27 protein-coding genes, 1 tRNA gene and 3 pseudogenes are annotated in these 22414 nt (G+C 61.3%); 21 read left to right on the forward strand and 10 right to left on the reverse strand.

All coding sequences use genetic code 11. The features are described from left to right. The 10 genes and pseudogenes from FS320_RS20085 to FS320_RS20130 all read left to right on the forward strand — a co-directional run. Positions 1-142: pseudogene (locus FS320_RS20085) on the forward strand (ATP-binding protein); the annotation flags it as partial. Positions 143-380: 238 nt separating this feature from the next. Beyond that, positions 381-767, forward strand: a complete 387-nt coding sequence (locus FS320_RS20090) for a helix-turn-helix domain-containing protein (RefSeq protein WP_152713671.1) — start codon at positions 381-383, stop codon at positions 765-767. Between the two features lie 120 nt (positions 768-887). After that, positions 888-1415 (forward strand): hypothetical protein, encoded by a 528-nt coding sequence (locus FS320_RS20095; RefSeq protein ID WP_192926310.1) that lies wholly within the window; start codon positions 888-890, stop codon positions 1413-1415. Beyond that, a complete protein-coding gene (locus FS320_RS20100; RefSeq protein WP_420846752.1) occupies positions 1412-1819 on the forward strand; it encodes a phage holin family protein in 408 nt (135 codons plus the stop codon). Before FS320_RS20095 ends, FS320_RS20100 begins: the two co-directional genes overlap by 4 nt. Beyond that, on the forward strand, positions 1816-2235 hold the full coding sequence (locus tag FS320_RS20105; protein WP_152713673.1) for a DUF3618 domain-containing protein: 420 nt from the start codon (positions 1816-1818) through the stop codon (positions 2233-2235). The genes FS320_RS20100 and FS320_RS20105 overlap by 4 nt, the downstream gene beginning before the upstream one ends. A 21-nt stretch (positions 2236-2256) precedes the next feature. Beyond that, a complete protein-coding gene (locus FS320_RS20110) occupies positions 2257-2982 on the forward strand; it encodes a hypothetical protein (RefSeq protein WP_152713675.1) in 726 nt (241 codons plus the stop codon). Between the two features lie 447 nt (positions 2983-3429). After that, a complete protein-coding gene (locus FS320_RS20115; protein WP_162003117.1) occupies positions 3430-3783 on the forward strand; it encodes a response regulator in 354 nt (117 codons plus the stop codon). Between the two features lie 188 nt (positions 3784-3971). Continuing rightward, positions 3972-5029 (forward strand): annotated as a pseudogene (locus FS320_RS20120) (apurinic/apyrimidinic endonuclease family protein). A gap of 78 nt (positions 5030-5107) precedes the next feature. Beyond that, on the forward strand, positions 5108-5560 hold the full coding sequence (locus FS320_RS20125; RefSeq protein WP_152713679.1) for a response regulator: 453 nt from the start codon (positions 5108-5110) through the stop codon (positions 5558-5560). A gap of 185 nt (positions 5561-5745) precedes the next feature. Beyond that, complete coding sequence (locus FS320_RS20130) at positions 5746-6069, forward strand: SWIB/MDM2 domain-containing protein (RefSeq protein WP_152713681.1); 324 nt, start codon at positions 5746-5748, stop codon at positions 6067-6069. Between the two features lie 18 nt (positions 6070-6087). Here FS320_RS20130 and FS320_RS20135 read toward each other — a convergent pair whose 3' ends face one another. Then, positions 6088-6702, reverse strand: a complete 615-nt coding sequence (locus FS320_RS20135) for a hypothetical protein (protein WP_152713683.1) — start codon at positions 6700-6702, stop codon at positions 6088-6090. A gap of 113 nt (positions 6703-6815) precedes the next feature. Here FS320_RS20135 and FS320_RS20140 point away from each other — a divergent pair, with 113 nt between their 5' ends. Continuing rightward, positions 6816-7679 (forward strand): D-amino-acid transaminase, encoded by an 864-nt coding sequence (locus FS320_RS20140; RefSeq protein ID WP_152713685.1) that lies wholly within the window; start codon positions 6816-6818, stop codon positions 7677-7679. Positions 7680-7732: 53 nt separating this feature from the next. Further along, positions 7733-8086: a hypothetical protein gene (locus FS320_RS20145; RefSeq protein WP_152713687.1), complete on the forward strand. Its 354-nt coding sequence runs from the start codon at positions 7733-7735 to the stop codon at positions 8084-8086. Positions 8087-8107: 21 nt separating this feature from the next. Here the strand turns inward: FS320_RS20145 and FS320_RS20150 are convergent, their stop codons facing one another. From FS320_RS20150 to FS320_RS20160, 3 genes are all read right to left on the reverse strand, one after another. Further along, on the reverse strand, positions 8108-9115 hold the full coding sequence (locus tag FS320_RS20150; RefSeq protein WP_152713688.1) for a coiled-coil domain-containing protein: 1008 nt from the start codon (positions 9113-9115) through the stop codon (positions 8108-8110). A 159-nt stretch (positions 9116-9274) separates the two neighbouring features. Then, positions 9275-9877, reverse strand: coding sequence for a DUF1134 domain-containing protein (locus FS320_RS20155; protein WP_152713690.1), 603 nt, complete (start codon positions 9875-9877; stop codon positions 9275-9277). A 182-nt stretch (positions 9878-10059) separates the two neighbouring features. After that, the gene (locus FS320_RS20160) at positions 10060-10893 is read right to left on the reverse strand and encodes a 3'(2'),5'-bisphosphate nucleotidase CysQ family protein (protein ID WP_152713692.1); all 834 of its coding nucleotides are present in this window, start codon (positions 10891-10893) and stop codon (positions 10060-10062) included. A gap of 171 nt (positions 10894-11064) precedes the next feature. On the opposite strand from FS320_RS20160, the gene chpT reads away from it, so the two are divergent. Beyond that, complete coding sequence (gene chpT / locus FS320_RS20165; protein ID WP_152713694.1) at positions 11065-11706, forward strand: histidine phosphotransferase ChpT; 642 nt, start codon at positions 11065-11067, stop codon at positions 11704-11706. 10 nt (positions 11707-11716) lie between these two features. Here the strand turns inward: chpT and FS320_RS20170 are convergent, their stop codons facing one another. Together FS320_RS20170 and ctrA are read right to left on the reverse strand one after the other, a co-directional pair. Further along, the gene (locus FS320_RS20170; protein WP_152713696.1) at positions 11717-12154 is read right to left on the reverse strand and encodes an EamA family transporter; all 438 of its coding nucleotides are present in this window, start codon (positions 12152-12154) and stop codon (positions 11717-11719) included. A gap of 78 nt (positions 12155-12232) precedes the next feature. Beyond that, on the reverse strand, positions 12233-12934 hold the full coding sequence (gene ctrA / locus FS320_RS20175; RefSeq protein WP_114944720.1) for a response regulator transcription factor CtrA: 702 nt from the start codon (positions 12932-12934) through the stop codon (positions 12233-12235). 518 nt (positions 12935-13452) lie between these two features. Between ctrA and FS320_RS20180 the strand changes: the two genes are divergently transcribed. After that, positions 13453-13842 (forward strand): flagellar export protein FliJ, encoded by a 390-nt coding sequence (locus FS320_RS20180; RefSeq protein WP_152713698.1) that lies wholly within the window; start codon positions 13453-13455, stop codon positions 13840-13842. Positions 13843-13897: 55 nt separating this feature from the next. On the opposite strand, the gene FS320_RS20185 is transcribed toward FS320_RS20180, so the two are convergent. Next, positions 13898-14521 (reverse strand): GNAT family N-acetyltransferase, encoded by a 624-nt coding sequence (locus tag FS320_RS20185; protein ID WP_152713700.1) that lies wholly within the window; start codon positions 14519-14521, stop codon positions 13898-13900. Positions 14522-14775: 254 nt separating this feature from the next. On the opposite strand from FS320_RS20185, the gene FS320_RS20190 reads away from it, so the two are divergent. Together FS320_RS20190 and FS320_RS20195 are read left to right on the forward strand one after the other, a co-directional pair. Further along, positions 14776-15789 (forward strand): lysylphosphatidylglycerol synthase domain-containing protein, encoded by a 1014-nt coding sequence (locus FS320_RS20190; protein WP_152713702.1) that lies wholly within the window; start codon positions 14776-14778, stop codon positions 15787-15789. Continuing rightward, on the forward strand, positions 15786-16613 hold the full coding sequence (locus tag FS320_RS20195) for a class I SAM-dependent methyltransferase (protein ID WP_152713704.1): 828 nt from the start codon (positions 15786-15788) through the stop codon (positions 16611-16613). The genes FS320_RS20190 and FS320_RS20195 overlap by 4 nt, the downstream gene beginning before the upstream one ends. 22 nt (positions 16614-16635) lie before the next feature. On the opposite strand, the pseudogene FS320_RS20200 reads toward FS320_RS20195, so the two are convergent. Both FS320_RS20200 and sciP read right to left on the reverse strand, forming a co-directional pair. Continuing rightward, positions 16636-16887, reverse strand: a pseudogene (locus FS320_RS20200) (helix-turn-helix domain-containing protein); the annotation flags it as partial. Positions 16888-17171: 284 nt separating this feature from the next. After that, positions 17172-17447: a CtrA inhibitor SciP gene (gene sciP, locus FS320_RS20205; RefSeq protein ID WP_009763782.1), complete on the reverse strand. Its 276-nt coding sequence runs from the start codon at positions 17445-17447 to the stop codon at positions 17172-17174. 232 nt (positions 17448-17679) lie between these two features. Between sciP and mnmA the strand changes: the two genes are divergently transcribed. From mnmA to FS320_RS20230, 5 genes are all read left to right on the forward strand, one after another. Next, on the forward strand, positions 17680-18834 hold the full coding sequence (gene mnmA / locus FS320_RS20210; RefSeq protein ID WP_152713706.1) for a tRNA 2-thiouridine(34) synthase MnmA: 1155 nt from the start codon (positions 17680-17682) through the stop codon (positions 18832-18834). Positions 18835-18856: 22 nt separating this feature from the next. Then, positions 18857-19498 (forward strand): class I SAM-dependent methyltransferase, encoded by a 642-nt coding sequence (locus FS320_RS20215; RefSeq protein WP_152713708.1) that lies wholly within the window; start codon positions 18857-18859, stop codon positions 19496-19498. 79 nt (positions 19499-19577) lie between these two features. Continuing rightward, positions 19578-19865, forward strand: a complete 288-nt coding sequence (locus tag FS320_RS20220; RefSeq protein ID WP_244627253.1) for a hypothetical protein — start codon at positions 19578-19580, stop codon at positions 19863-19865. Positions 19866-20007: 142 nt separating this feature from the next. Then, positions 20008-20084 (forward strand) — tRNA-Met (locus FS320_RS20225). A 193-nt stretch (positions 20085-20277) separates the two neighbouring features. Further along, positions 20278-21609 carry a tyrosine-type recombinase/integrase gene (locus tag FS320_RS20230; RefSeq protein ID WP_152713710.1) on the forward strand — a complete coding sequence of 444 codons (1332 nt, stop codon included), beginning with the start codon at positions 20278-20280 and terminating at the stop codon, positions 21607-21609. Here the strand turns inward: FS320_RS20230 and FS320_RS20235 are convergent. Beyond that, positions 21569-22414 (reverse strand): DDE-type integrase/transposase/recombinase (locus FS320_RS20235; RefSeq protein WP_152713712.1); only part of this gene is annotated, 846 nt, incomplete at its 5' end. The genes FS320_RS20230 and FS320_RS20235 overlap by 41 nt on opposite strands.

A 22414-nucleotide genomic window follows, 5' to 3' on the forward strand; every position in this document is an offset into this window, starting at 1 on the left:
GAACAAGAGCATCCGGGAGTGGACCGAGCTGCTGGCCGGCGACGAGGTGCTGGCCACGGCCATCCTCGACCGCCTGCTGCACCGAGCGCATGTTCTCAACATCAAGGGGCGCAGCTATCGCCTGCGGGATCTGGAGGAGGCTCTCCAGCGGGCTCACGCTTGAGCCGTCGTAAAACTGGATGTCGCCTTATCTCGTAAATCTCGGTGTCGCTTGACAACTGTCAATAAAATCGAAGGCTTCCGTTGCGTAGTTGAAGGTGCAGGCACTCACGGGGATCTCCCAGCCATATCTCAACCCCTGGTTAAATATCGTTGCAATGCTACCAAAAGTTATGAGGATGGCATAGATAGGAAAATGTAGGTCAAAGCAGGAGCGGTTGTTGCAGAAGAAATCCCCCAACGAAATCGACAAGCATATCGGAAGCCGGGTCAGGGCCCGACGGATCATGCTCGGAATGAGCCAGGAGAAGCTCGCGGACGCCCTGGGGCTCACGTTCCAGCAGGTTCAGAAATACGAGAAGGGCGTCAACCGCATCGGCGCGAGCCGTCTGCTCCACATTGCCGGCATCCTGGACGTCAACATCGAGTTCTTCTTCGAAGGAGTTCCCGGACTGCGTGCCGGTGGGTTCTCCGATGACAGCCTTATGGCCGAGTTCCTGACGCGATCGGAAAGCGACCGCCTCGTGCGCGGCTTCCTGAAGCTGAAGGATGACGAAACCCGTAGGAGGGTCGCGGACCTCGTCGACTGGCTCGCATCGGCCAGCTAAGGTACCGCCCGACGAGCCTCGGCCAAGAGAGCCTCGACCTCTAAAGCATTGAGCCTCGGGGACGTTCGGAACCTGCCGCGCTTCTAATGGTTACTCACTCACGATTGAGAGAGGTTGACCATGGGCGTGGGACAGCAAAACACCAACAGGCAGCAGGACAACGGCAACGAGGATTGGGATGCGCTCAAGGGCGACGTCGGCGACATCGCAGGCGCTGCTGTGGAGCGCAGCCGTCACTTCATCGATTCCGCGCGGGATCAGGCGACGGATTATGTCGACCGCCGCAAGGACGATGTTGCGCAATCCGTTGCCGACTTCGCCACCTCCCTGCGCGAATCCACCCATTCCTTCGATGAGCGGCCCAACATTCGCGCCGTCGTCGACACGGCCGCCGAAGGATTGGAGCAACTCGCGGATTCCATCCGCGAGCGTACCTTCGCGGACTTCTTCAACGAATTCGAGGATGTGGTCCGCCGCCGTCCGGCGACTGCCGCCGCCGTATCCGTGGCTGTCGGCTTCCTTGCCGCGCGCTTCATCAAGAGCACGGCGGAGGACCTGCGCTATGACAGCATGAATGCGAGCCAGGCTCAGAGTGGACAGGCCCGTGCACGGCAGGCTCAGCGCTCGCGCGCTGGAAGCGGCGCATGACGGAGGCTGCCATGCAGGGCAACGGCAACCAAACCATTCAGGGCCTCGTCGGTGAGGCGCTGCGGGAATCCACCGATCTCGCGCAGAAGGAGTTCACGCTCTTCCGAACCGAGGTTTCCCAGAACATCCGCACTCTCTTCATGGGTCTGGCCATGGTCGTCGTGGCGGCGATCTTCGCCATTGCGGCCGTTATGCTGCTGACCGAGTCCCTGGTCGAGTGGCTCGCAACCGTCGTCAATTCGGAGGCTCTTGCCGCGCTGATCGTCGGCGGGGTGCTCGCGCTGATCGCCATCGGACTCGGGCTCTGGGGGCGCAGCGCCATGACCTCGTCCTCGCTCATGCCGCAACGGACCATGCGTTCGCTCCAGCGCGATGCGGAAGTCCTGTCCGAAAGAGGTGCATGATGACGACACAGAGTCTGCAGGAGATGGAAAGAGACATCGAGCGCAGCCGCGCTCAGCTCGATCAGACCATCGATCGTCTTCAGGACAAGATGTCCGTCTCCGGTGTCGTCGACGACATGCTCGGTACTGCCCGGAATGGCCCGTATGGACCGCTCTACGACACGGTTCTGGAGACGGTCAGGCGCAATCCGGTACCGGTCATGCTGATCGCCATGGGCGTCGGGCTTCTCGCCTACCGGCTCGGTCGGTCTGCGGCACGCCAGAGAACCCGCTTGATCGCGGCCGACGAGGATCTGATCACCGAAGAGCATCTCCTGATGGAGATGGAGGACTCCCGCCTCTACGGCACGGAAGCCGCACCTCTGCACTCAACTGATCCGATGTTCGAGCGTCCCGGCATCAATTCCCGCTTTTAATGAATAGAACAGGAGTTTCCTATGGCGAACAACAAGAACGAAACCGGCAAGCCGACGGATAAGCCGAGCGGAACCCAGTCGGGAGCAACAGGCAACGTTTCTGCCGGAACGTCGGTCGGCAACATCGGTGAGCCGCCGATGCCTCATGCTCATGAGCAGCGCTCGGCTCAAGGTTCCAGCACGACTGGCAGCAGCACGACTGGTAGCAATCAGGCGGCAGGTCAGCAGAGGAACCAGTCGTCCCAGCAGAATGCGCAGGATCAGAGCGGATCGGTGGCCGACAAGGCTCAGCAAGCCGCAGATCAGGTGCGCCAGAAGGCGGGCGAAGCCTATGAAGGAGCTACCGACTGGGCGCGCGATACCTACGAACGCGCCTCTGGCTGGGCTTCCGACAGCTATCAGGGCCAGCGCCGTCGCGTGAACCAGATGGGCGGCCGCTCGGCGCGCGCTTTCGGCAACGCCCGCGGCGGCGTTCAGAGCTACGTGTCTGAAAATCCCATGGTGGTCGGCCTCGTGGGCTTGGCCGCAGGTCTTCTCCTGGGCGCTCTGTTGCCGCGCACCCGTCGTGAAAACGAGATGTTCGGCGAATGGGCAGACGAGGTCCGCAATCAAGGCCTTCGCTATGCCCGTGACGCTGCCAATCGCGGTCGCGATTACGTCGAGGAGACCTTCAGCGGCGATGATGCGCAGTTCAGCCGGCACGAGAGTGAGTTCAACGGCCAGCGGGATGACGCCAATCGTCACTAAGGCTTGAACCACCGAACCAAAATGAAAAGCGCCGGCGAAAGCCGGCGTTTTTTATCGGATCATCGCAAGTCTGTGACAGGCCGAAGCATCCTTCGTTTGACAGGAATGCGGAAACAACAACGGCCACGGCGAGGTGATGCGCGTACATCCGGCGTCATCATCTCGGCATCGTGACCGCTTCCGGTGGAGGATTACGCCACCAGGTAGATCATGAGATAAGAATGAGAGCTCCGGTTTCAAGGAGTTCGTGTCAAATCGCTCCTGCTGGCCTTAGCGACATTGCCGGTTTCTTAACCGTGTTTCTGCAAAATGCTCTCTCGAGTGTCGCATGCGGGAACGAGGCGCTGTCGAACTTGTTGCCCCTGCACAAGGATAAAATTTCCTATCTCCGAAGAAATTTGGCGCGAGATGCGGTCCTGTCGAAGGATCGGTTGTTGGAGTTGGGGCATGCGTATTCTGATCCTGGAAGACGATCCGTGGATTGCGACAGACCTGCAATCGATCCTCGAAGCCGAGGGGCACGAGATCATCGATTCTCTCGGCTCCCTCGACGAAGCCTACCGGCATCTCGACGATGAATTTGATTGTGCCTTACTCGATATCGACGTGATTGGCGGCAAGAGTTTCGGCGTGGCCGAGGCTCTCATCGAACGCCAGATCCCGTTCGTCTTCGTATCGGCCTCCAAGCCCTCCGACCTGCCTCAGACCCTTCGGCAAGCCGCCTTTGTCGCGAAGCCTTTCGAGGAGCGGACGCTTCTCAAATCCGTGGAGCATCTCACTCTGAATCGCTTGCCCTGCTGAAGAATCGGACCCGAAAGTGGACTCCACGTCCGGGGTCGATCCGATGCTTCTTCGCTTGGCTGACGCATCGTTTAGTGCGACCTGAAGGTCCGCGCCAGCGAATAATCAAGTCCACATTTTGCTGACGCGGACCTCCGGTTCCGCACGATGCGCTAACGACATTGCAAGCGGGAACCTGTCACGGCTCAATGACGTCATCTCTCATCATGCAAGATTTCCGCTTCGGTTTCTGCTGCAAATACAATCCCGACGACGGCGATGCCCAGGCCGCACGGGCGATGAACACGAGCGCGGTCACGATGGCTTATCTCGGACGGCTCGATCCGAAGTCCGGTTATGATAAACTCAGCGCCGTCGTGGCTCACAACCTGGAAGCGTTCCGGCGGCAGATCGCCCATGTGGCGACACGGCCGAAGGTTGAGCGTCTTCACCGGCTGTCGAGCGATCTTCTTCCTGGATACACACATGCGAGCTGCAAGGAATTCTACCGCGAGCCGGATCTGCGCCGCCTGATCGAAACGAAGCTCGCTTCGATAGGACAACTCGCCCGTGACCACGATGTGCGGCTCAGCATGCATCCCGGCCAGTTCTGCGTCATCGCATCCGCCAATCCATCCGCGGCGGCCAACGGACTGGCGGAGTTCGAGTACCATGCCGAGATCATGGCGCTCATGGGATATGGCGACGGCTGGCATCCACACGGAGCGCATATCAACATCCATGGCGGCGCGAAGGCTTTGGGAGCGGAAGGCATCCGGAGCGGTCTTGCGCACCTGTCGAACACGGCCCGCAATCTGATCACGATCGAAAACGACGAAGTCAGCTTCGGCCTCGACGATCTCCTGCCGCTATCTGAAGACGTGCCGCTTGTTCTCGATCTCCATCACCACTGGATCATGAGCCAGGGCGAATACATCGAGCCGGAGGATCCCCGGATCGCACGCATCGTCGCCTCCTGGCGTGGCGTCCGCCCGGTGAGCCATGTCAGCGTCTCGCGCGAGAGCCTGCTGCCCGATCAGGACATCGCAGTTCTTCCGGATTTCCAGGCGCTGGTCGCGGCAGGGATCAAGCCGAGGGATCTGCGTGCCCACTCGGATCTCATGTGGAACGAGGCCGTCAACGATCTGGTGGTGCGCCATCTGTCTGGTCAGATTTCGAAATCGAGGCCAAGCTCAAGAATATCGCCTCGGAAGGACTGGCTCGTCATGTGGAACAGCGCCAGGCGGGCCGCCAAACTGCACAATGAAGTTTCGTTTCATCGCGGGCCTGGAACCAAACCGTTTTGGCGGCGTTGTCGGGCATTGTGTAGTGAGTCAAGAAGTCGATGCCCGCCGACCCTTCCACCATTCTCCTCGTCGAAGACGAACCCCTCATTCGCCTCTTCATTTCAGACCTTCTCGAAGATGCCGGTTTCAAGGTGGTCGAGGCAGCCAATGCTACCGAAGCCCTGGTGCTTCTGGAGGCGGGCCTGCCTGTCAACGTCCTTCTGACGGATGTTGACATGCCGATGGGCTGCAACGGCTTCGAGCTCGCGCACCGGGTCCATCGTTCCTGGCCCGAGACCGAGATCCTCATTATGTCGGGCCGGCAATGGCCCTCGCAGGGGGATCTTCCTCCGGGAGCGGCGTTCCTGGCCAAACCTTGTCCTAACGAGGCTATAGTGTCTCATGTCCATTCTGCAGCGGAGCGGACGAGGCGCCTCAGTCATGTTGCCAAAAACCCACGACCTTCCGCTGAACATACAGGGAAGATCCTCCCCTTCCCGAAAACCGCCTAAATTCCTGAACTCTGGCTTGCTGATGGCGCTGAGCGGACATAAGCTCTGCCGGAATTGACCTTCTGTCAGGGGGCCGGGCTCGGGTAAGTCTTTCCGCGACGTCCGACCGAAGGCTGGTCAATGAGCTTTTCGGGCCTGGTTCAGGGCTGTCGACGAGCTTTCCCATACCATTCCCGGAGGAATACATGCCGACCAAGACTACAGACGGAAAAGCCGGTGCGAAGAAGGCTGCAGACAAGCCTGCCGCCAAGAAGGCTGCCGGCTCCAAGCCCAATGCTCTTCAGAAGCCTTTGCAGCCGTCCAAGGAACTGGCCGCCATCGTAGGCTCGGATCCGCTGCCGCGCGGCGAGGTCGTAAGCAAGATCTGGGATTACATCAAGAAGAACAACCTTCAGAATCCCGAGAACAAGCGCGAGATTCTGGCTGACGACAAGCTGAAGCCGATCTTCGGCAAGCCGAAGGTGACGATGTTCGAGATGAACAAGCACCTCGCTCAGCACCTGAAATAAGCCTGCTGATTAAGCCTCTTAGGAATCCTGCCGCCACTGCGTGAGCGGCAGGATGTCCGGCCGTTGACCCGGCGCCTTCTCCCAGGGATCCACAGCCCAGGCTGTCCCGGTTCGCTTCTCGGCAATGACCGCTGTGAAATGCGGATAGCGTCCATCGAGGAAGAAGCCGCGGGATTCCGGGTATTCCACCACATGATGGGCCAGAAGCCCCTGTTCCTGCAGAACCAGGAGCAGGCTCATGGTGTTCGCGGTCTCGTCCAGGCAGTCCATTTGCCCATAAACGCCCGACATCTGGGGCGGCGAGCCCGGTTCATCGGGCTTCCCGCCGAACGAAGTGGCCAGATAAGAAGTATAGGATCTGATCACCTCGCCGAGAGTTCTCCGCTCCACGTCGGGCGAACCCTGGCCGGATCTCAGGGCCGCCCTGGCGCGGCTGAGCCACGCCCCGTCGACTGAGATCGCCATGCGGCGCGCGCATCCATAACCGTGGCAGGCGATGATCCTGCTCCCCGACGGTCCGACATAGCCCTGCTGATTGAACCAGCTTTGGGCCGGCAGGGATGCTGCGGCAGCCGGCAAGGTCATGAACAGGAACGGCAGGGCTTTCAAAATGAGCAGTGGCGTCGATCCCATGATGGGGTTACCTATCCGCGAAAGGTTGCAGGTGCCCCGGGTCATATAGATCAAGCGGTTCCTCTGCCCATAGGTTAAGCTTGATTGAGTCGGGTTACGACTTTGGAGTTTTCATGTCCCGCATCGTCTTCCTGAACGGATCCTTTCTGCCGATTGAAGAGGCCAAAGTGCCTTTCATGGACCGAGGCTTCATGTTCGGAGACGGCGTCTACGAGGGTATCGGGATGCTCGACGGGCGCCTGATCGACAACGACGCGCATCTGGAGCGTCTGGAGCGCTCGCTCGCCGAGATCCGCATTCCCAATCCCTATACCAGGGCCGAGTGGAGCTCCTTTCAGGAGGAGCTCGCGCGCCGCAACGGCATGACGGAAGGCTTCATCTATTTCCAGGTCACCCGCGGTGTCGCGGAACGGGATTTCTTCTTCCCCGAAGATGCCAAGCCCACGGTTGCGATGTTCACCCAGGCCAAGGCGATTGCCGGGGCTCCGGCGGCGCAGACGGGCATTGCCGTCGTCACCGTGCCGGATCTGCGCTGGCAGCGGCGGGACATCAAGTCGATCAATCTGCTCGCACAGGTTCTTGCCAAGCAGGCCGCGAAAGAGGCCGGTGCACAGGAAGCCTGGCTGGTGGAGGACGGCTTCGTGACGGAGGGCGGCTCGTCGAGCGCCTTCATTGTCACCAAGGAGGGCAGCATCGTCGTGCGCCCGCTCTCGAACGCCATCCTGCCGGGCATCACGCGCAAGTCCCTGCTGCAACTCTCGAAAGAAGTCGGAATCGCGCTCGAGGAGCGCCGCTTCACGGTCGAGGAGGCATACGATGCCGCCGAGGCCTTCCTGACCAGCGCCTCGAACTTCGTTCTTCCCATCGTGTCCATTGATGGGCGTCCCGTCGCCGACGGCAAGCCGGGTCCGATCACGAAACGGCTGCGCGAGCTTTACCTCGCCATGGCCAGTGCGCCGGCCATGGCAGCCGAATAGCTTTGCCGGAACCCGCTCCTGGGTCGTCCGTTGCCTTTCCAAAGGAGCGACCCATGAAGCGTGTGCTGGTCTTAACCACGATCCTGGCAGCCGGCCTCAGTTCGGCTGCCCTGGCGCAGAATCCCGGGGTGCTGAACCAGCAGGCTCCGAACATGCCTGCGCCGAACCAGATGCCGGCCGAGAAGGTCGAGCCCGACAGCAATCTCTCCGGCCCAACCGGTCCGTCCGAGACAGGCTCGACCAATAACTTGAGCGACAAGCTGGAGCAGTCCGATGGGGTGATCCGGCCCCCGGCGAATGCCTCTCCCGACATCACCGTCCCGGCGCCGGTGCCCGATCCCGGCACGACCCCGGTCATCCGTCCGCCGGGCAGCCCCGGCGGCAATCAGCAAGTGGTTCCGAAATAAGCCTGCGATTGGCGGGGAAAGCTATTTCCCCGCCGAACGACGGCGTTTGCCCTCGCGGGACCTGTTGTTCTCGCGCGCTTTCCCATTCCCGGACTGATCGTTGCCGCTTTTCATGATCTGAGCGGCGACGTCTGAAATCTGGCGGCGCAACTCGTCGCTCTGGCCCTCAGAGCTCTCCAGGCCCGCAAGGCGGCTCTGGGCTTCGTCCCGTTCGCTTTCGATCTCGCGGATCCGCTGCTCCAGGATCAGGCCGCGTTCCTGCTCGGCAGCAAGGCTCTTGGCCAGCTCGGCCAGGCGAAGGCGCTCATCAGAGAGCTCGCTATGGCGCTCGCCCAAGGCACGCTCGAAATCGTTGCCCCGGGCGGTCTGAGTCATCAGGCGGGTTTCGAGATCCGAGATGGTGATGCGCTTGGTGTCGAGCTCGCTCAAGGAGCCCGTGAGGCGCCGCTGCGTATCGGTGAACTCGGTCTCCAGGCGGATTAGCTTCTCCTCCGTGTGGATGAGATCGGCCTTGAGCTTGGAGCGCTCGTGCTGCGCGAGATCCAGTTCCATCCGGGTGTTGGACAGCTCGTTCAAGGTCGCGCGGTGGGCATTCTCAAGGGCTGTCAGCGTCTCGCGAGTGCTCGTGAGATAAGTCTGCGTCTGCGACTGATCGGCCTCGAGCGACGCGAGCCTGGTCTGGGTTTCAGCCAGCTTCGTCTCAAGCTCGGAAACCGTGCGGTCCCGCTCGGCGAGGGTGACTTCCAGGGCTTCGATCCTGATCGCCCGCCTACCGAGCTCTTCCATGCTCTCGTGCTTGAAGGCGAGAGCCTCCTCGGCCTTGCGCTCGATCCGCCGCTGCAAAACGGCAAACTCGGCCCGCAAGTGATCCTTCTCCGCCGTCAATTCCGAGATCGACATGGGAAACCGCGCCTCGGCCCGGCGGCGGGCCAGACGCTCCGCGCGGGCATTGACGGCTGGGATGATGAGAAGCGCGATGAGGGATGCTGCGACGAACCCCAGCGCAAAGATCATGATGCTTTCGATCACGCGGACGCCAACTCCAAGATACTTGACCGGTAACGCTCAAGCACCTTGCCTTGTGCCTGCGCAGCTTTCCAGAGCCACGATGCTCCAGACCGCCCGTTGTAGCGCATTCGGAGCCAGTTTCCACTGGCGTCCTGACACTCCTCGCTTGCAAGATGGAATTTAGAAGGGATTCCAGGTCGGTTCCGGGGTGAACTTCAGGTAGCCGATATTGACGCCGAGGCGGGCACCGACGCCGGCACGAATCGGCACCACGATCATCTCGTCCGCCGCAACGGCCGTCACGCCGAAGCCGCCGATGAAATAAGCCGATCCGTCGACACCCACGAAGCGCTTATAGAGAGCGTCCGTGAAGGGCATGTTGTAGACCAGCATCATGGTGCGGGCGCCATCGCCGCCCACATCGAAGCCCAGCGATGGTCCCTGCCAGAAGATGCGGCGGTCGCCGGCATTGCGGGTGAAGAGCTTGCCCTCGCCATAGCGCAGCCCGCCGAAGAAGGCGCCGGAGGCTTCCTGGCCCAGGATGTAGCCGTTAGGCTCGCCCCAGCGCCGGATGGCTTCCTGCAAGGCGAGGGCGATCCCGCGGGACGCGGAGCCGAAGAACTGGTGACCCGATTCAACCAATTCGTTGGAATTGAAGGAGTCGGGGCTGCCGGGATTGCTCGCATAGGCGCGTTGGACGGTTTGGGCCGAGGCCTGCAGGGGCAGGGTGCCGATGAGGGCGGCAAAGGCCGCTGCCGCAAGAATCGTGGACCGGGAGCGCATGGGCTATCTCCTCGCATGAGACAGGGGACAATCCGGCCTTTTCAGGCCGGAAAGCTGCTATCGAGGCTCGAACCTTAAGATCATCAACCCTAACAATTTCTGTACGGAATGCCTTTTGAGAATGCGGAATTAATCATCGAAGGCGAAATCGCCCAGGAAGGCTCAACCAAAGCGCTCGGACTTTAGGCTGCCGAGGCCGAGACGGGCAGGTCGAGGCGCGACGCCAGGGCGATGTCGCCGATGGCCGCGAAGGGGCCGTTTCGATAGCCACTGTCTTCGTGTCCATATGTCAGCGGAGCGCCGCCCGGGCCGACGACACTGCCGCCGGCGCAGGTGAGAATATGGTCGCCCGCCGCCGTGTCCCATTCCATGGTCGGACCGCAGCGCACATAGACATCGGCCTCGCCGGAGGCGATGAGGCAGAATTTCAGGGCCGAGGAGGTCATGCGTCGCGTGCCGATCGACAGAACGGACAGGCAGGCTTCCGTGGCAATGTCGCCATGGCGGCGGCTCACCAGGGCCACGAGGTCCTTCTCGGGGGCCGCACGGACCTTCGCCTCGCGCCAGTCAAAACCCGTCTCTGCCTCATCGGGCAGGGAGCTCTTCCAGGTCGTCTCGCCCGCCATCCAGATCGACCCCATGGCCGGAGCGGCCACCACGGCCGCCATGGGCCTGTTCCCGCGGATCAGGGCGATGTTGACGCTGTACTCGCCGGTGCCATGAATGAAATCCCCAGTGCCGTCGAGAGGGTCGACCAGGAAGAAGTAATCGTCCGTGTGGGTGGAACTGCAGGTTTCCTCCGCTACGACCGGCACCCCGGACCAAGCCTCGTCGAGACGTTTGATGATCAGCTCTTCGGCGGCGAGGTCGGCTGCCGTGGTCGGGCTTCCGTCGTCCTTGATGCGCTTGTCGAGAAAAGCGCTTTCCATCGCGCGCAGGACGCGACCCGCCTCCCAGGCGATATGAGCGAGCTTCTGGGCGATCTCGTCGGGATTTTGATCATCGAAGCGCATCATAGCTTTGTGCCCGGTCCCTTGAGAACTGTCGCTCTCTTTTTGCCTGCTTCCCAAAGAACTCGTTGCCGGGTATCCGGTTCACGTTCTCTTTCCTGTTTGGCTGTATGCATGCGAGTCGAAGTCTCGATTTCATGAACACATAGCTGACGTTACGTTGCCTCCGGAGCCCTCATGGCCACGATCTCGCTCGATTCGCTCGACCTCGCCGCTCTCCTCTGCTCGCGCGTCTGTCACGACGTGATCTCGCCGGTAGGCGCGATCGTCAACGGGTTGGAGGTTCTGGAGGACGACAGCGATTCCTCCATGCGCGACTTTGCGCTCGACCTGATCCAGAAGAGCGCCAGGCAGGCCTCCGCCCGGCTGCAATTCGCCCGTCTTGCCTTCGGGGCTGCCGGATCGGCCGGAGCCTCCATCGATCTCGGCGACGCCGAGCAGGTCGCCCGTGGGCTCTTTCTGGACGACAAGATCTCCTTCTCCTGGTCGTCGCCCCGGCTCCTGTTCCCGAAGAACCGGGTGAAGCTGCTCCTCAATCTGGTCATGATTGCCACCACGGCCATCCCGCGCGGCGGCTCGATTGCCGTGACGGTGACGGGAGACCCGGAGAGCTGCGCCTTCACCATCGTGTCAAAAGGTCTGAATGCCCGCATTCCTGCGCATTCCGAGGCGCTTCTGGCCGGAAATTCGGAGACCGGCACGATCGATGCCCATGGCATCCAGGTCTATTACGCCGGCATGGTGGCTCGCGCCTCGAACATGACTGTCGTCTTCAGCATCGAAGGCGACGAGGTGACGATCCGGGCTACTACGGTTTAAGGCGCGGCATTCACGCCTTGTAGGCGACGAGAACCGCTCCCGTGGCGATCAGGGCAATGCCGATCCAGTTCGGCATGGCCAGCTTCTCCCCGAGAAAGAGCACGCCGAACAGAGCGACGAGCACGACGCTGAGCTTGTCAAGCGGGGCGACCCGTGCCGCATCACCGAGCTTCAACGCCCGAAAGTAGCAGAGCCACGACGCCCCCGTGGCAAGCCCGGAGAGGACGAGGAAAAGGTAGGTCCTGCCGGACACGGATGTCGGAGCCTGCCATTGGCCGCTGCCGATCAGAATTCCTCCGAGCACGAGCAGAATCACGATCGTTCGGATGAAGGTCGCGAAATCCGAATTGATCTGTTCGATGCCGACCTTGGCGAAGATGGCCGTCAAAGCCGCGAAGGTGGCCGAAAGCAGGGCCCAGAATTGCCACGACAAAAGAACGGATTTCATGAGGGCCTCCATACGTTCATCAACAAAAAAGCCCGGGTTTGAACCGGGCCTTTTTGGATTTGCAGTCGATCGCGAAGCTTAGATCGCGATGCGCTCTTCCGCCTCATTCGGTTCACGCAGCACGTAGCCGCGGCCCCAGACGGTCTCGATGTAGTTGCGGCCCTGCGAGGCATTGGCGAGCTTCTTGCGCAGCTTGCAGATGAAGACGTCGATGATCTTCAGCTCAGGCTCGTCCATTCCCCCGTAAAGGTGGTTGAGGAACATTTCCTTCGTGAGAGTCGTGCCTTTGCGCAGGGAGAGGAGTTCCAGCATCTGGTACTCCTTGCCGGTCAAGTGAACGCGGGCACCGCCGACTTCGACCGTCTTGGTGTCGAGATTCACGATCAGGTCGCCGGTGGTGATCACCGACTGGGCGTGACCCTTCGAGCGGCGGACGATCGCATGAATGCGGGCCACCATCTCGTCCTTGTGGAACGGCTTGGTGAGATAATCGTCGGCGCCGAATCCGAGGCCCTTCACCTTGTCCTCGATTCCGGCCATGCCGGAGAGGATCAGGATCGGGGTCTTCACCTTCGCGACGCGGAGCGTCCGCAGAACCTCGTAGCCCGACATGTCGGGGAGGTTCAGGTCGAGAAGGATGATGTCGTAATCGTAGAGTTTGCCGAGGTCGATGCCCTCTTCTCCGAGATCCGTCGTATAAATGTTGAAGTTCTCGGACTTCAGCATCAGTTCGATGCTTTGCGCAGTCGCGCTGTCGTCTTCAATCAGAAGTACGCGCATGTTCAATCCCCAGCCCTTGCCCTTGAGCTTGTGAGCAGCGGGAGGCTGCCCATCCGCCGCCGGGCCTGCGACGGATGCTCTTTTGAACTGATTCGAAACGCTAATTCAGAATGGTTAACAAACCCTGATTCCGGGATGCAAGCGCTTAACGACCTTGGCAGGCAGATCATCTGCCGAAGACGATTGTCCTGTGGATTCTGGGTAACCATAGGGAACCGCCTCACATCATCCCAAATTCTTGTAACCTAAGCGTTTCAGGTGAACCCGGGAGCGGATCCGAAGCGGCCGCGCCCGTGACCGAGCCAGTGTTAACGAAATCGGTAAACGAAAGGTTTACGGGGCTCGGGGAGGGCCGACATGGGGCAAGCTTTGCCCTAGGGAGGCGAAGGGACAGGAAATTTTTTGTCGCAGCCGGTAAGGAAAGCTCAACTTCCGTCGGCGATGGTGAGGCATGTCTGGCGGATAACTGAGCGATCCGTGAGATCCAGTGAAACAGCGACGTGTGGAGTTGAATCAAGATGAAGTCGCGGGATACGCTCATCCGCCTCAAGCGCTTTCAGGTCGACGAGAAACGTCGCCGCGTGGCGCAGATCGAGATGATGATCTCTGAGTTCGACCGCATGGCGGCTGACCTGGACCGGGAAATCGCAGCGGAGGAGCAGAAGGCCGGCATCGCCGACCCGAACCACTTTGCCTATCCAACCTATGCGCGCGCCGCGGCCCAGCGGCGGGACAACCTTCGCCACTCGGCCCAGAACCTGCACATCCAGCTCGACGATGCGAAGGCCGAGCTTGGTGAAGCCTTCGAGGAACTGAAGAAGGCCGAGAGCCTGGAAGACCGTGAGCGGACCCTGGATGCCGCTATCAGCCAGGTCGGGCAGGGCCGCGCGGTTCGCGCAACCGCCTGATCCTCCGTCCGAACGAAGCTTTATGAGGGCGCGTCCCGACCGGGACGCGCCTTTTTCATGTCTGGTCTGCCAGAACCGGAATATGAGGGGCAGCATCCCGCGGGAGAAATCCGAGGAGACGCGGATCGTCGGCCACCTCGATGGAGCGTCGATAGGGCGTGAAGCCCGAGCGCAGATAGAAGCCGAGGGCGCCTGGGGAATCGAGTGTGCAGGTATGGACGAGGAAGCGCTTGATCGGTCTCGCGAAGGCGCGGCTGATGGCTTCGTTCATCAGGAAGCGCCCGCCGCCTTGGCCGATGAACCCGGGAACAAGCCCGAGAAAGGCCAGTTCGACCTCTCCCTCGGACCGGAAGTCCAGTTCGAGCAAGCCGGCATCGGCGGTGCCATCCTGTAGGGCAAAGGCTTCGACCTTGGGATCGTCGAGGATGGCCGCCAGCTTGTCATCGGGCATCACCGCCCGGCTGAACCATAGCCATGGCTCGCCGACCGCCTTGAACAGCGCCCGATAGCGCCGATGGTCCTGGTCGATACGCCGAAGGCTCCAGCTGTCCGGCTTTTGAAACGGCGACAGGGCAGGGCGCCTGCGCATCTCCAGATGAGTGACGATCGCTGCGATCTTGCCCGGCGGCAGGTCCGTGTAGCCATTGAGGTTGAGAGCCGCTGCGGGTTCCGTCGCCATGTGCCAAGCCTTCTGGAAGCAGTGAGGAATCAGAAGAACGCCGTTTGATAAGGGCATCGCCTTCCAACGTCACGCCTCTTCGGACGGCGCTTAGAACAGGCCGGCCACTCCTCCGCGAAAATATCTCGGCATTTGTCTCCTTTGGCCGGTGCCGGCCTTGGACCTTATGTCATGCCGCAGCAAGGCATAATCCCCTTGCGGAACAAAGGGATTATGGGCACAGAAGGGACCAGTGAGGGAGTTCTGCCGGCTCTATGAAGAATGTGCGTGAGTTCATTTGGCCCGTGATCGGGCTGCTGGCGGTCGTCGTGTCGGGCTGGCTTCTTTATCGTGAGCTGCGCGGCATGTCCCTCGACGATGTCTGGGACAGCCTGACCGCCGTTCCGGCTCACCGCTATGCCTTCGCTGCGCTCTCAACCCTGGTCGCTTATGCCGCCCTGGCCTGGTATGACCGGATCGCCCTGCTGCACTTGGGCGTGAGCCATATTTCGTGGCTGTTCGTGTCGATCACATCCTTCACGACCTATGCCCTGTCCCACAACATCGGTGCCTCGGTCTTTTCCGGTGCTGTCGTCCGGTATCGGGCCTACACCTCGAAAGGCCTGGGAGCGCCCCAGATCGCCGTGCTGGTGGCTTTGTGCTCGTTCACCTTCGGCCTCGGCACCATTCTGCTCGGCGGGGTCGTACTGGTGGCCGATCCGACCCTGCTGCATCGGCTCGAAGAGCTTCTGCCGTCGATGCTCACCAACCCTGCGACGGCCCGCATCGTCGGTTTCCTGCTACTCGGATTCGTCGCTCTCTATGTGGTCGGTTCCATTCTGCACCTCCCGCCGCTCGTCATCCGTAAGACAAAACTGGGATATCCCCGCCCTGCCGTGATGGTGCGCCAGCTGATCGCTGCGCCGCTCGAGCTTTTGGGAGCAGCCGGCATCATTTATTTCGTCCTCCCGGCCCATCTCGAGCCCAGCTTCATCATCGTGCTTGCCGTCTTCCTGGCCTCCTTCTCGGCGGCCCTGGTCAGCCATGCTCCCGGAGGGCTCGGCGTGTTCGAGCTCGTCTTCCTCACGGCAATGCCGGACATTCCGAAGGCCGATGTGCTGGCAGCCCTCATCATCTTCCGCCTCTTCTATCTCCTGATCCCCTTCGGCCTCTCGCTGGTGGTCGTTCTGATGTTCGAGCGTGCGCGGCTGGCTCAGGCCTGGCGGGGCCGGGTTGTGGCTGCCGATGGCTCCGTACCGCCGCCGCCTTTGTCCTCATCCGATCAATGACGCCCTTCTGGCGACGGCTGCGCTTCGGCCTTTCGACGCTGCTTGGGGTCAAACGACTCGGCTTCTTCATTCCCTATCGTTATGCCGACAGCGTCGAGGTGCAGGATTATCCGGCGCTGCACCCTGTGTTCGCGGCATCCCGGCCTCGTTTTTCCGGGGTGCTGGAGGACATCGAGAGCCACGCGGACGCTCTGCGCTCGATCCTGCAGGGCAGGGGGCCGGCACGCTTCGATCAAAGCTGGTTCCCGCGGCTCGATGCGGCGGCGGCTTACGCCGTCGTTCGTCGGGAGAAGCCACAGCGCATCGTGGAGATCGGCTCCGGCCATTCGACCCGTTTCATGGCCCAGGCGGTGCTGGATGGAGAGCTTCCCACCCGTATCACCTGCATCGATCCCGCCCCTCGGGCCACTTTGCGGAAGCTCAATGTGGAGCATCGGCAGGCTCTCCTGCGGGACGCCGATGCGGTCGTGTTCGAAACGCTCGAGGTCGGAGACATCCTCTTCATCGATTCCAGCCACATCGCCATGCCGGGCACAGATGTGGACCGCCTCTTCCTCGATGTGCTGCCGCGCCTTGCGAGCGGGACGCTGATCCACGTCCATGACATCACGTTGCCCTATGCCTATCCGGAGGCCTGGGAATGGCGCGGGTATAACGAGCAGTTGCCGGTTGGCGCGCTTTTGCAGGGAGACGGGTACGAACTTGTCTTCGCGAGCCACTTCGTCGTGAGGGACAGCGGCTCTACCCTGTCACAGGGCATTCTGTCCGAACTGCCTCTGGTCTCCGGCGCTTACGAGACCAGCCTGTGGCTGCGGAAGCGATAGCGCGGACCGTCCCGTCGAACTTTCAGGCGGCGACCGCCGGCTTCTGGCCCGGCTCCGGCACGGCAACGCCGGCTTCCACGTATTCGTTCAGCTTGTTGCGCAGGGTGCGGATCGAGATGCCGAGGATCCGCGCGGCGTGCGTCCTGTTGCCGAAACAATAGGTCAGGGTATCGAGGATGAGGTGACGCTCCACATCGGCGATGGTGCGCCCCACAAGGATACGCCGCAGTGCATCGATGGTCTGCTCCGCTTCAACGGGTGCGACCGAACCTGCATTCGCCTGGGATGAGCCTTGCTGTTCCAACGAATCCTGGGTGCCAAGCACGATGTAAGCCTGCCTTAAGGGGAGTGATTCAGGAGTTTATGCTCATCTTATGGTTAGGAAGGTCTTAACGGCCGAGCCTCTAAAGCATCAATCCGTCAAGCGGGGCATCGTGGGCCCGGAAAACCGGATCCGCTTTTCGCTGACGCTGACCTTCGGCTCCGCACGATGTGCCGGCCAATGGAAAAGGCGCCTGTCAGGTAGCCGGCGCCCTTTCCAGGAATCTGTTGCGATGCTTATTGGCGGTATTGCTGAATGCGCGTGGTGCGCAGGCCGGCTAGGCCATGCTGGTCGATGGACATCTGCCAGCTCAGGAATTCCTCGGTCGTCAGCGTGTAACGCTGGCAGGCCTCTTCAAGGCTGAGCAGACCGCCGCGGACGGCGGCGACAACCTCGGCTTTGCGGCGAATAACCCAGCGGCGGGTGCTGGACGGGGGAAGGTCGGCAATCGTCAGGGGACTGCCATCGGGCCCAATGACATACTTGACCCTTGGGCGGTGGGGTTCGGTCATGATACGCTCACACAAAAATTCAACGACCTTTGACAGGCTCGAACCTACGCGACGGGACTTAATGTTTTCCTAAGTCCATCAGGTGGTTACGAGAATGCCTAAGCTTAGCCATAAACGTTAACGTTGGCTTATTGCCGCGCACTTTCCCTTTAAGAATTGTGGCGCAATCGCTATAGAAGGGCTTTGGTCCGCCTCCCGTGCGCCGCCTTGAACGGCGCCTCTGGATGGAAACATGCTCAATTCACTCGATCTTCCCACCGATCCCTCAAAGACCCGCGTCGTGGTTGCGATGTCGGGCGGCGTGGACTCGTCCGTCGTCGCGGCCCTGCTCAAGCGCGAGGGTTACGATGTGCTCGGCATCACGCTCCAGCTCTACGACCATGGCGCCACTACCCACCGAAAGGGCGCCTGTTGCGCCGGTCAGGACATCTACGATGCCCGCCGCGTGGCGGAGGCCATCGGCATCCCCCATTACGTGCTCGACTACGAGGCCCGCTTCCGCGAGGCCGTGATCGACCGCTTCACCCAGAGCTATCTGGCGGGCGAGACGCCGATCCCCTGCGTCGAGTGCAACCGCTCCATCAAGTTCCGCGATCTCCTGGAGACCGCCAGGGAACTCGGGGCCGACGTGCTCGCCACCGGCCATTACGTGGCAAGTCGTGCCCTGCCGGATGGACGCCGCGCCCTCCACCGGGCGGCCGACCCGGACCGGGACCAGAGCTATTTCCTCTATGCCACCACTCCGGAGCAGCTGGATCTCCTGCGCTTCCCCTTGGGCGAGCTGCCCAAGGAGAAGACCCGCGAACTGGCGCGCGAATTCGGGCTCACGGTGGCGGAGAAGGCCGACAGCCAGGACATCTGCTTCGTCACGCAGGGCCGCTACAGCGACGTGATCGAACGGCTGAAGCCCGGTGCTGTGCAGGGTGGGGAGATTGTCCATGTCGACGGCCGCGTGCTCGGCCGCCATGAGGGGATCATCCATTATACGGTGGGGCAGCGGAAGGGGCTGGGGCTGTCCGTGGGCGAGCCGCTTTACGTCATCCGCCTGGATGCCAAGGAGGCTCGCGTGGTGGTCGGCCCCCGGGAAGCCCTGGCAACCCGCCTGATCCGGGTGACCGATGTGAACTGGCTCGGCGATGTGCCCCTTAAATCCCTGAACGAGAAGGGAATGGAGGTCGCCGTCCGCGTCCGCTCCACCCGCCAACCGCGCCCGGCCCTTTTAAGATCCACAGGAACCCACACTACGGTCGAGCTGTTATCGGCGGAAGACGGGGTGTCTCCCGGTCAAGCTTGTGTCATCTATGAGAGCGATGCTCCCCGGTCACGTGTGCTTGGCGGGGGCACCATTGCTCGCACAGTAGCCGAAGCCGCACCTGCCGCGGCCTGAGGTATCGACCAAAGGAACCTTTATGACGGATGGAGCGACCACCGTCCTGATGCGCAAGGCCTATGCGCGTTGGGCCCCGATCTACGACCTCGTCTACGACAAGCTGACCGAACCTGCCGCCCGCGCGGCCGTGGATGCCGCCGTCGCCTGTGGTCCCAAGGTGCTGGAGGCTGGCGTCGGCACGGGGCTGTCCCTCGGCTACTACCCCAAGCATGCCGAGGTTCATGGAGTCGACCTCTCCGAGGACATGCTGCGTCGGGCCCAGGACAAGGTCGAGAAGAGGGGGCTCAGCCATGTGAGAAGCCTGCAGGTGATGGATGTCACCCGCCTCGGCTTTCCAGATGAGAGCTTCGATGCGGTCACGGCCCAGTTCATCATTACCCTCGTGCCTGAGCCCGAGACGGCCCTCGATGAGTTCATGCGCGTGTTGAAGCCGGGTGGCGAGATCGTTCTCGCCAATCATTGGGGCCAACCCTCCGGCCCGATCGCAGCCCTGGAGGAGCTGGCCTCGCCTGTCGCCAAGGCCATAGGCTGGAGTTCGGCCTTCAAGGCGGCCCGGGTCGAAGACTGGGCGCGTGAAACCGGCCGCATGGAAGTCGTGGAACTGAGATCCCTGTTCCCGGTCGGGTTCTTCAAGCTGATTAGGATCAGAAAACAGACCTGACGACGTGCCTCAGGTGGATCGGGAGCGGATCTCTCTGCTTGAGCTCCGAAAGTCGTCTTGGGTGAGGGAGATCTGGTCGATGGCCTTTCGCAGCTCAAGCCCTATCTTCGTAGGGGCTGCCATCTGCCCATCAGTGAAAGCTCTTCCCATGCGCCTCTTCATGTTTACCTCCCAAGCCAAAGACGATCTGCACGCCTTCGCCGGCGATGAATCGGGCAGCAAGCTTCCGGGCAAATATGCTCCCTGGGGGCTGACTGGCACGCTGGGTTCCCGCGAGGCGCCGCCGCATAAATTCTCCCGTAAGGCCATCGAACAAGCGATTTCGAGCGAGGGCTTCCAGCTCTGGCGCATGAAGCCCAAGGGCTGACAGGTCTCCGGTTGGATCTATCAGATCTTTTGAGAGATGGGATTTCACAAATCCGCAGCTTGGCCACGCGTCTTTCTTGACACCGTGGGGCAACCTTCCCTATATCGCGCTTGCCTGACGCGGGGCCCGCCCCGCTTCCTGGGGCGGAGTAGCTCAGTTGGTCAGAGCAGAGGAATCATAATCCTTGTGTCGGGGGTTCAAATCCCTCCTCCGCTACCATCTAAACCCTTGAGAGATAAGGGTTTTATTCTTCGGTTTGAGGAACTTTGGACAGGCTGTACCGTTAGCTCAGTCCTAGCTCACCCCTCCAAAAAGCCCAATTGTATCAAGGCCCTTGGTTCGTGCTGCGCTAGGCATTTAGCGCACTTCTAGCGCAGTGCTTCGAAGCAAAGTAACCAAATAGGGCGCGAGCATGGGCTCCTCTCCCTCCAAAGAACGCTATCAACTGTTCCAGCGTACCGGCAGCGCCAAATGGCAGATGCGCTTCAGCATCAAAGGCCAAGGCCAGATCAAGCGTTCCCTCGAGACCAGCGACCGATTCGAAGCTGAGCGCAAAGCCGAAGAAATCTGGTTCGAAGCCAACTACAGGGCACGGCAGGGGCTCACTGCCAAGGCTCGAACCTTCGAGCAGGTGGCCGAGGACTTTATTACGCACATCCAGCGCGAGGTGGAGAGGGGAGAGCGGCGCACTGACCAAGGTAAATCGGAGCCCGCGATCATCCGGCGCTACTTCATCGGCTATTTTGGTCAGCGTCCCATCGATGGGATCACCGACCCGGACCTGGAGCGCTATGCGGAGTGGCGACGGACCTACTGGACCGAAGGTCCGGGCAAGGACATCGCTTATATTCATTATGAGCGTGGCGGCAGGCGCCTTAGGCGACCCGTCAAGCGCGCGGCACCAACCTTGAGCCGCCAGCGTGGCGAGGCTGTGCTTCTGCGTGCTCTGTTCCGGCAAGCCATGAGGTGGGGATACATCAAGACGCCGCCGACGATCTCGCTTCGGGTTAAGCGCGCTTCGGACAACCGGCGTCCTAGCTTTGAGCCGCACGAGTTCGAGAAGCTGGTGGAGACGAGTCTCGGCCGGCTGGGCGATCCGATCATGGTCGATCAGCCTCGTCGTGTCCGCTCCAAAGATCAGCGTTCCTGGACCATCAAGAAGCTGGATGAGCATACCCGCCGCGATCGTACGATCCTGCACGCTTACATTATGATTGCTGCCTTCTCGGGCTTCCGGCCCACTGAGATGCGCAACCTCAACTGGGGTGATGTTCTTGGCTACCGTAAGGGGAGGGGCAAGCCGCTTGAAGAGCGTGATCTCAGGCTTAGAGCTCGCGGAAAGGGTAAGAGTGGTATTGCCATCCCACAGCTCGGAGCCCTACCGTGGTTCGACGCTCTCTGGATGCTGTTCGAGCAGGCTGTCGGGCGCGAGCCCAACGATGAGGATCCGGTCTTTGCTAATGAACGAGGTGAACGGATTGGATCAGTCGCGAAAGGTTTCACTGAGCTGCTGAGGACATGTGGGCTTGAGCGTGATCATCGCGGCGTTAAGCGTACGCCATACTCGCTCAGACACTTCTATATCAGCCAGCAGCTCGCTCACGGCGCCGAGATCATTGACATCTCACGTAACACTATAACAGCACTAGTAATGATAGATCATCACTACGGTCAAGTGCGTTTGGAGCGTGTAGTAGATCGCCTTAGTTGTCTGGATGCGAGACCTCCTTGGCGGCAGCGATGACCTGGAGGGCGGGCGGCAACGCGTCTGAATCGGGCGGCTTGTAGCGGCGGTTGGCCAGCTTCGGCTCGGCGGCCAGGCGGCTGCGCACCACCTCATCCGGTGCTCGCCCCTTCAGCACGCGCTGACGTCTCCTGTTGTAAGCCTGATTGAAGCCCTTGAGCAGCGTCTCGAGATCCCGATGGCTATAGATCGTGATGCCGAGCACCTCGCGCTGCACCCGCCCGTTGAAGCGCTCCACGAGACCATTGGTTTGCGGTGTATACGGCTTGGTCCTGCGGTGCTCCAGCTTCAGCTGGCGGCAGGCCTCTTCAAAGCCATCGGCGGTAAAGCAGGATCCTCTGTCGGTGAGCACGTGCGTGATCTTGAAGGGAAACGCGCGGACCGCCTCTTTCAGGAAGGCGACCGCGCTGGTGGCCAGCTCATCGTCCTTGACGGCCAGGTGCACCCAGCGCGAGCAGCGGTCGATGGCCACATACAAATAGCGCTTGCGGCGCTCGCCGTTGGCGGTCTGCAGCTTGGGCAGGTGCTTGATGTCCATGTGGATGAAGCCAAGATCGTAATCCTTGAACGTGCCGCTCCGGCGCTGGCGCTGCTGCGCCGGGGGCAATCGTCCCAAGCCTTCCGCCTTGAGGATGCGGTAGACGGCATCGCGGTTGAGATGCGGCAGGAAATGGCTGACCACAAACGTGAGGTCATCGAGCGGGAAGCCGGTGGCCTGGCGCAGGGCACAGACGATGGCGCGCTCTTCCTCGGTGGCCTTCCAGGGCAGCTTGTGCGGCCGGCTGCTATGGTCCTGGCAGTCCTG

This window comes from Microvirga tunisiensis, from assembly GCF_009296175.1.
Classification (GTDB): Bacteria; Pseudomonadota; Alphaproteobacteria; order Rhizobiales; family Beijerinckiaceae; genus Microvirga; species Microvirga tunisiensis.

What these genes read in the sequence shown, in the direction of transcription:
- ctrA (WP_114944720.1), bottom strand. Translation starts at nt 12,934, where the DNA reads ATGCGCGTACTTCTGATTGAAGACGACAGCGCGACTGCGCAAAGCATC.
- FS320_RS20160 (WP_152713692.1), bottom strand. Translation starts at nt 10,893, where the DNA reads ATGATGCGCTTCGATGATCAAAATCCCGACGAGATCGCCCAGAAGCTC.
- FS320_RS20110 (WP_152713675.1), top strand. Translation starts at nt 2,257, where the DNA reads ATGGCGAACAACAAGAACGAAACCGGCAAGCCGACGGATAAGCCGAGC.
- FS320_RS20130 (WP_152713681.1), top strand. Translation starts at nt 5,746, where the DNA reads ATGCCGACCAAGACTACAGACGGAAAAGCCGGTGCGAAGAAGGCTGCA.
- mnmA (WP_152713706.1), top strand. Translation starts at nt 17,680, where the DNA reads ATGCTCAATTCACTCGATCTTCCCACCGATCCCTCAAAGACCCGCGTC.
- FS320_RS20125 (WP_152713679.1), top strand. Translation starts at nt 5,108, where the DNA reads ATGCCCGCCGACCCTTCCACCATTCTCCTCGTCGAAGACGAACCCCTC.
- FS320_RS20170 (WP_152713696.1), bottom strand. Translation starts at nt 12,154, where the DNA reads ATGAAATCCGTTCTTTTGTCGTGGCAATTCTGGGCCCTGCTTTCGGCC.
- FS320_RS20185 (WP_152713700.1), bottom strand. Translation starts at nt 14,521, where the DNA reads ATGGCGACGGAACCCGCAGCGGCTCTCAACCTCAATGGCTACACGGAC.
- chpT (WP_152713694.1), top strand. Translation starts at nt 11,065, where the DNA reads ATGGCCACGATCTCGCTCGATTCGCTCGACCTCGCCGCTCTCCTCTGC.
- sciP (WP_009763782.1), bottom strand. Translation starts at nt 17,447, where the DNA reads ATGACCGAACCCCACCGCCCAAGGGTCAAGTATGTCATTGGGCCCGAT.
- FS320_RS20220 (WP_244627253.1), top strand. Translation starts at nt 19,578, where the DNA reads ATGGCCTTTCGCAGCTCAAGCCCTATCTTCGTAGGGGCTGCCATCTGC.
- FS320_RS20230 (WP_152713710.1), top strand. Translation starts at nt 20,278, where the DNA reads ATGGGCTCCTCTCCCTCCAAAGAACGCTATCAACTGTTCCAGCGTACC.
- FS320_RS20100 (WP_420846752.1), top strand. Translation starts at nt 1,412, where the DNA reads ATGACGGAGGCTGCCATGCAGGGCAACGGCAACCAAACCATTCAGGGC.
- FS320_RS20155 (WP_152713690.1), bottom strand. Translation starts at nt 9,877, where the DNA reads ATGCGCTCCCGGTCCACGATTCTTGCGGCAGCGGCCTTTGCCGCCCTC.
- FS320_RS20180 (WP_152713698.1), top strand. Translation starts at nt 13,453, where the DNA reads ATGAAGTCGCGGGATACGCTCATCCGCCTCAAGCGCTTTCAGGTCGAC.
- FS320_RS20145 (WP_152713687.1), top strand. Translation starts at nt 7,733, where the DNA reads ATGAAGCGTGTGCTGGTCTTAACCACGATCCTGGCAGCCGGCCTCAGT.
- FS320_RS20140 (WP_152713685.1), top strand. Translation starts at nt 6,816, where the DNA reads ATGTCCCGCATCGTCTTCCTGAACGGATCCTTTCTGCCGATTGAAGAG.
- FS320_RS20215 (WP_152713708.1), top strand. Translation starts at nt 18,857, where the DNA reads ATGACGGATGGAGCGACCACCGTCCTGATGCGCAAGGCCTATGCGCGT.
- FS320_RS20190 (WP_152713702.1), top strand. Translation starts at nt 14,776, where the DNA reads ATGAAGAATGTGCGTGAGTTCATTTGGCCCGTGATCGGGCTGCTGGCG.
- FS320_RS20135 (WP_152713683.1), bottom strand. Translation starts at nt 6,702, where the DNA reads ATGGGATCGACGCCACTGCTCATTTTGAAAGCCCTGCCGTTCCTGTTC.
- FS320_RS20095 (WP_192926310.1), top strand. Translation starts at nt 888, where the DNA reads ATGGGCGTGGGACAGCAAAACACCAACAGGCAGCAGGACAACGGCAAC.
- FS320_RS20115 (WP_162003117.1), top strand. Translation starts at nt 3,430, where the DNA reads ATGCGTATTCTGATCCTGGAAGACGATCCGTGGATTGCGACAGACCTG.
- FS320_RS20105 (WP_152713673.1), top strand. Translation starts at nt 1,816, where the DNA reads ATGATGACGACACAGAGTCTGCAGGAGATGGAAAGAGACATCGAGCGC.
- FS320_RS20195 (WP_152713704.1), top strand. Translation starts at nt 15,786, where the DNA reads ATGACGCCCTTCTGGCGACGGCTGCGCTTCGGCCTTTCGACGCTGCTT.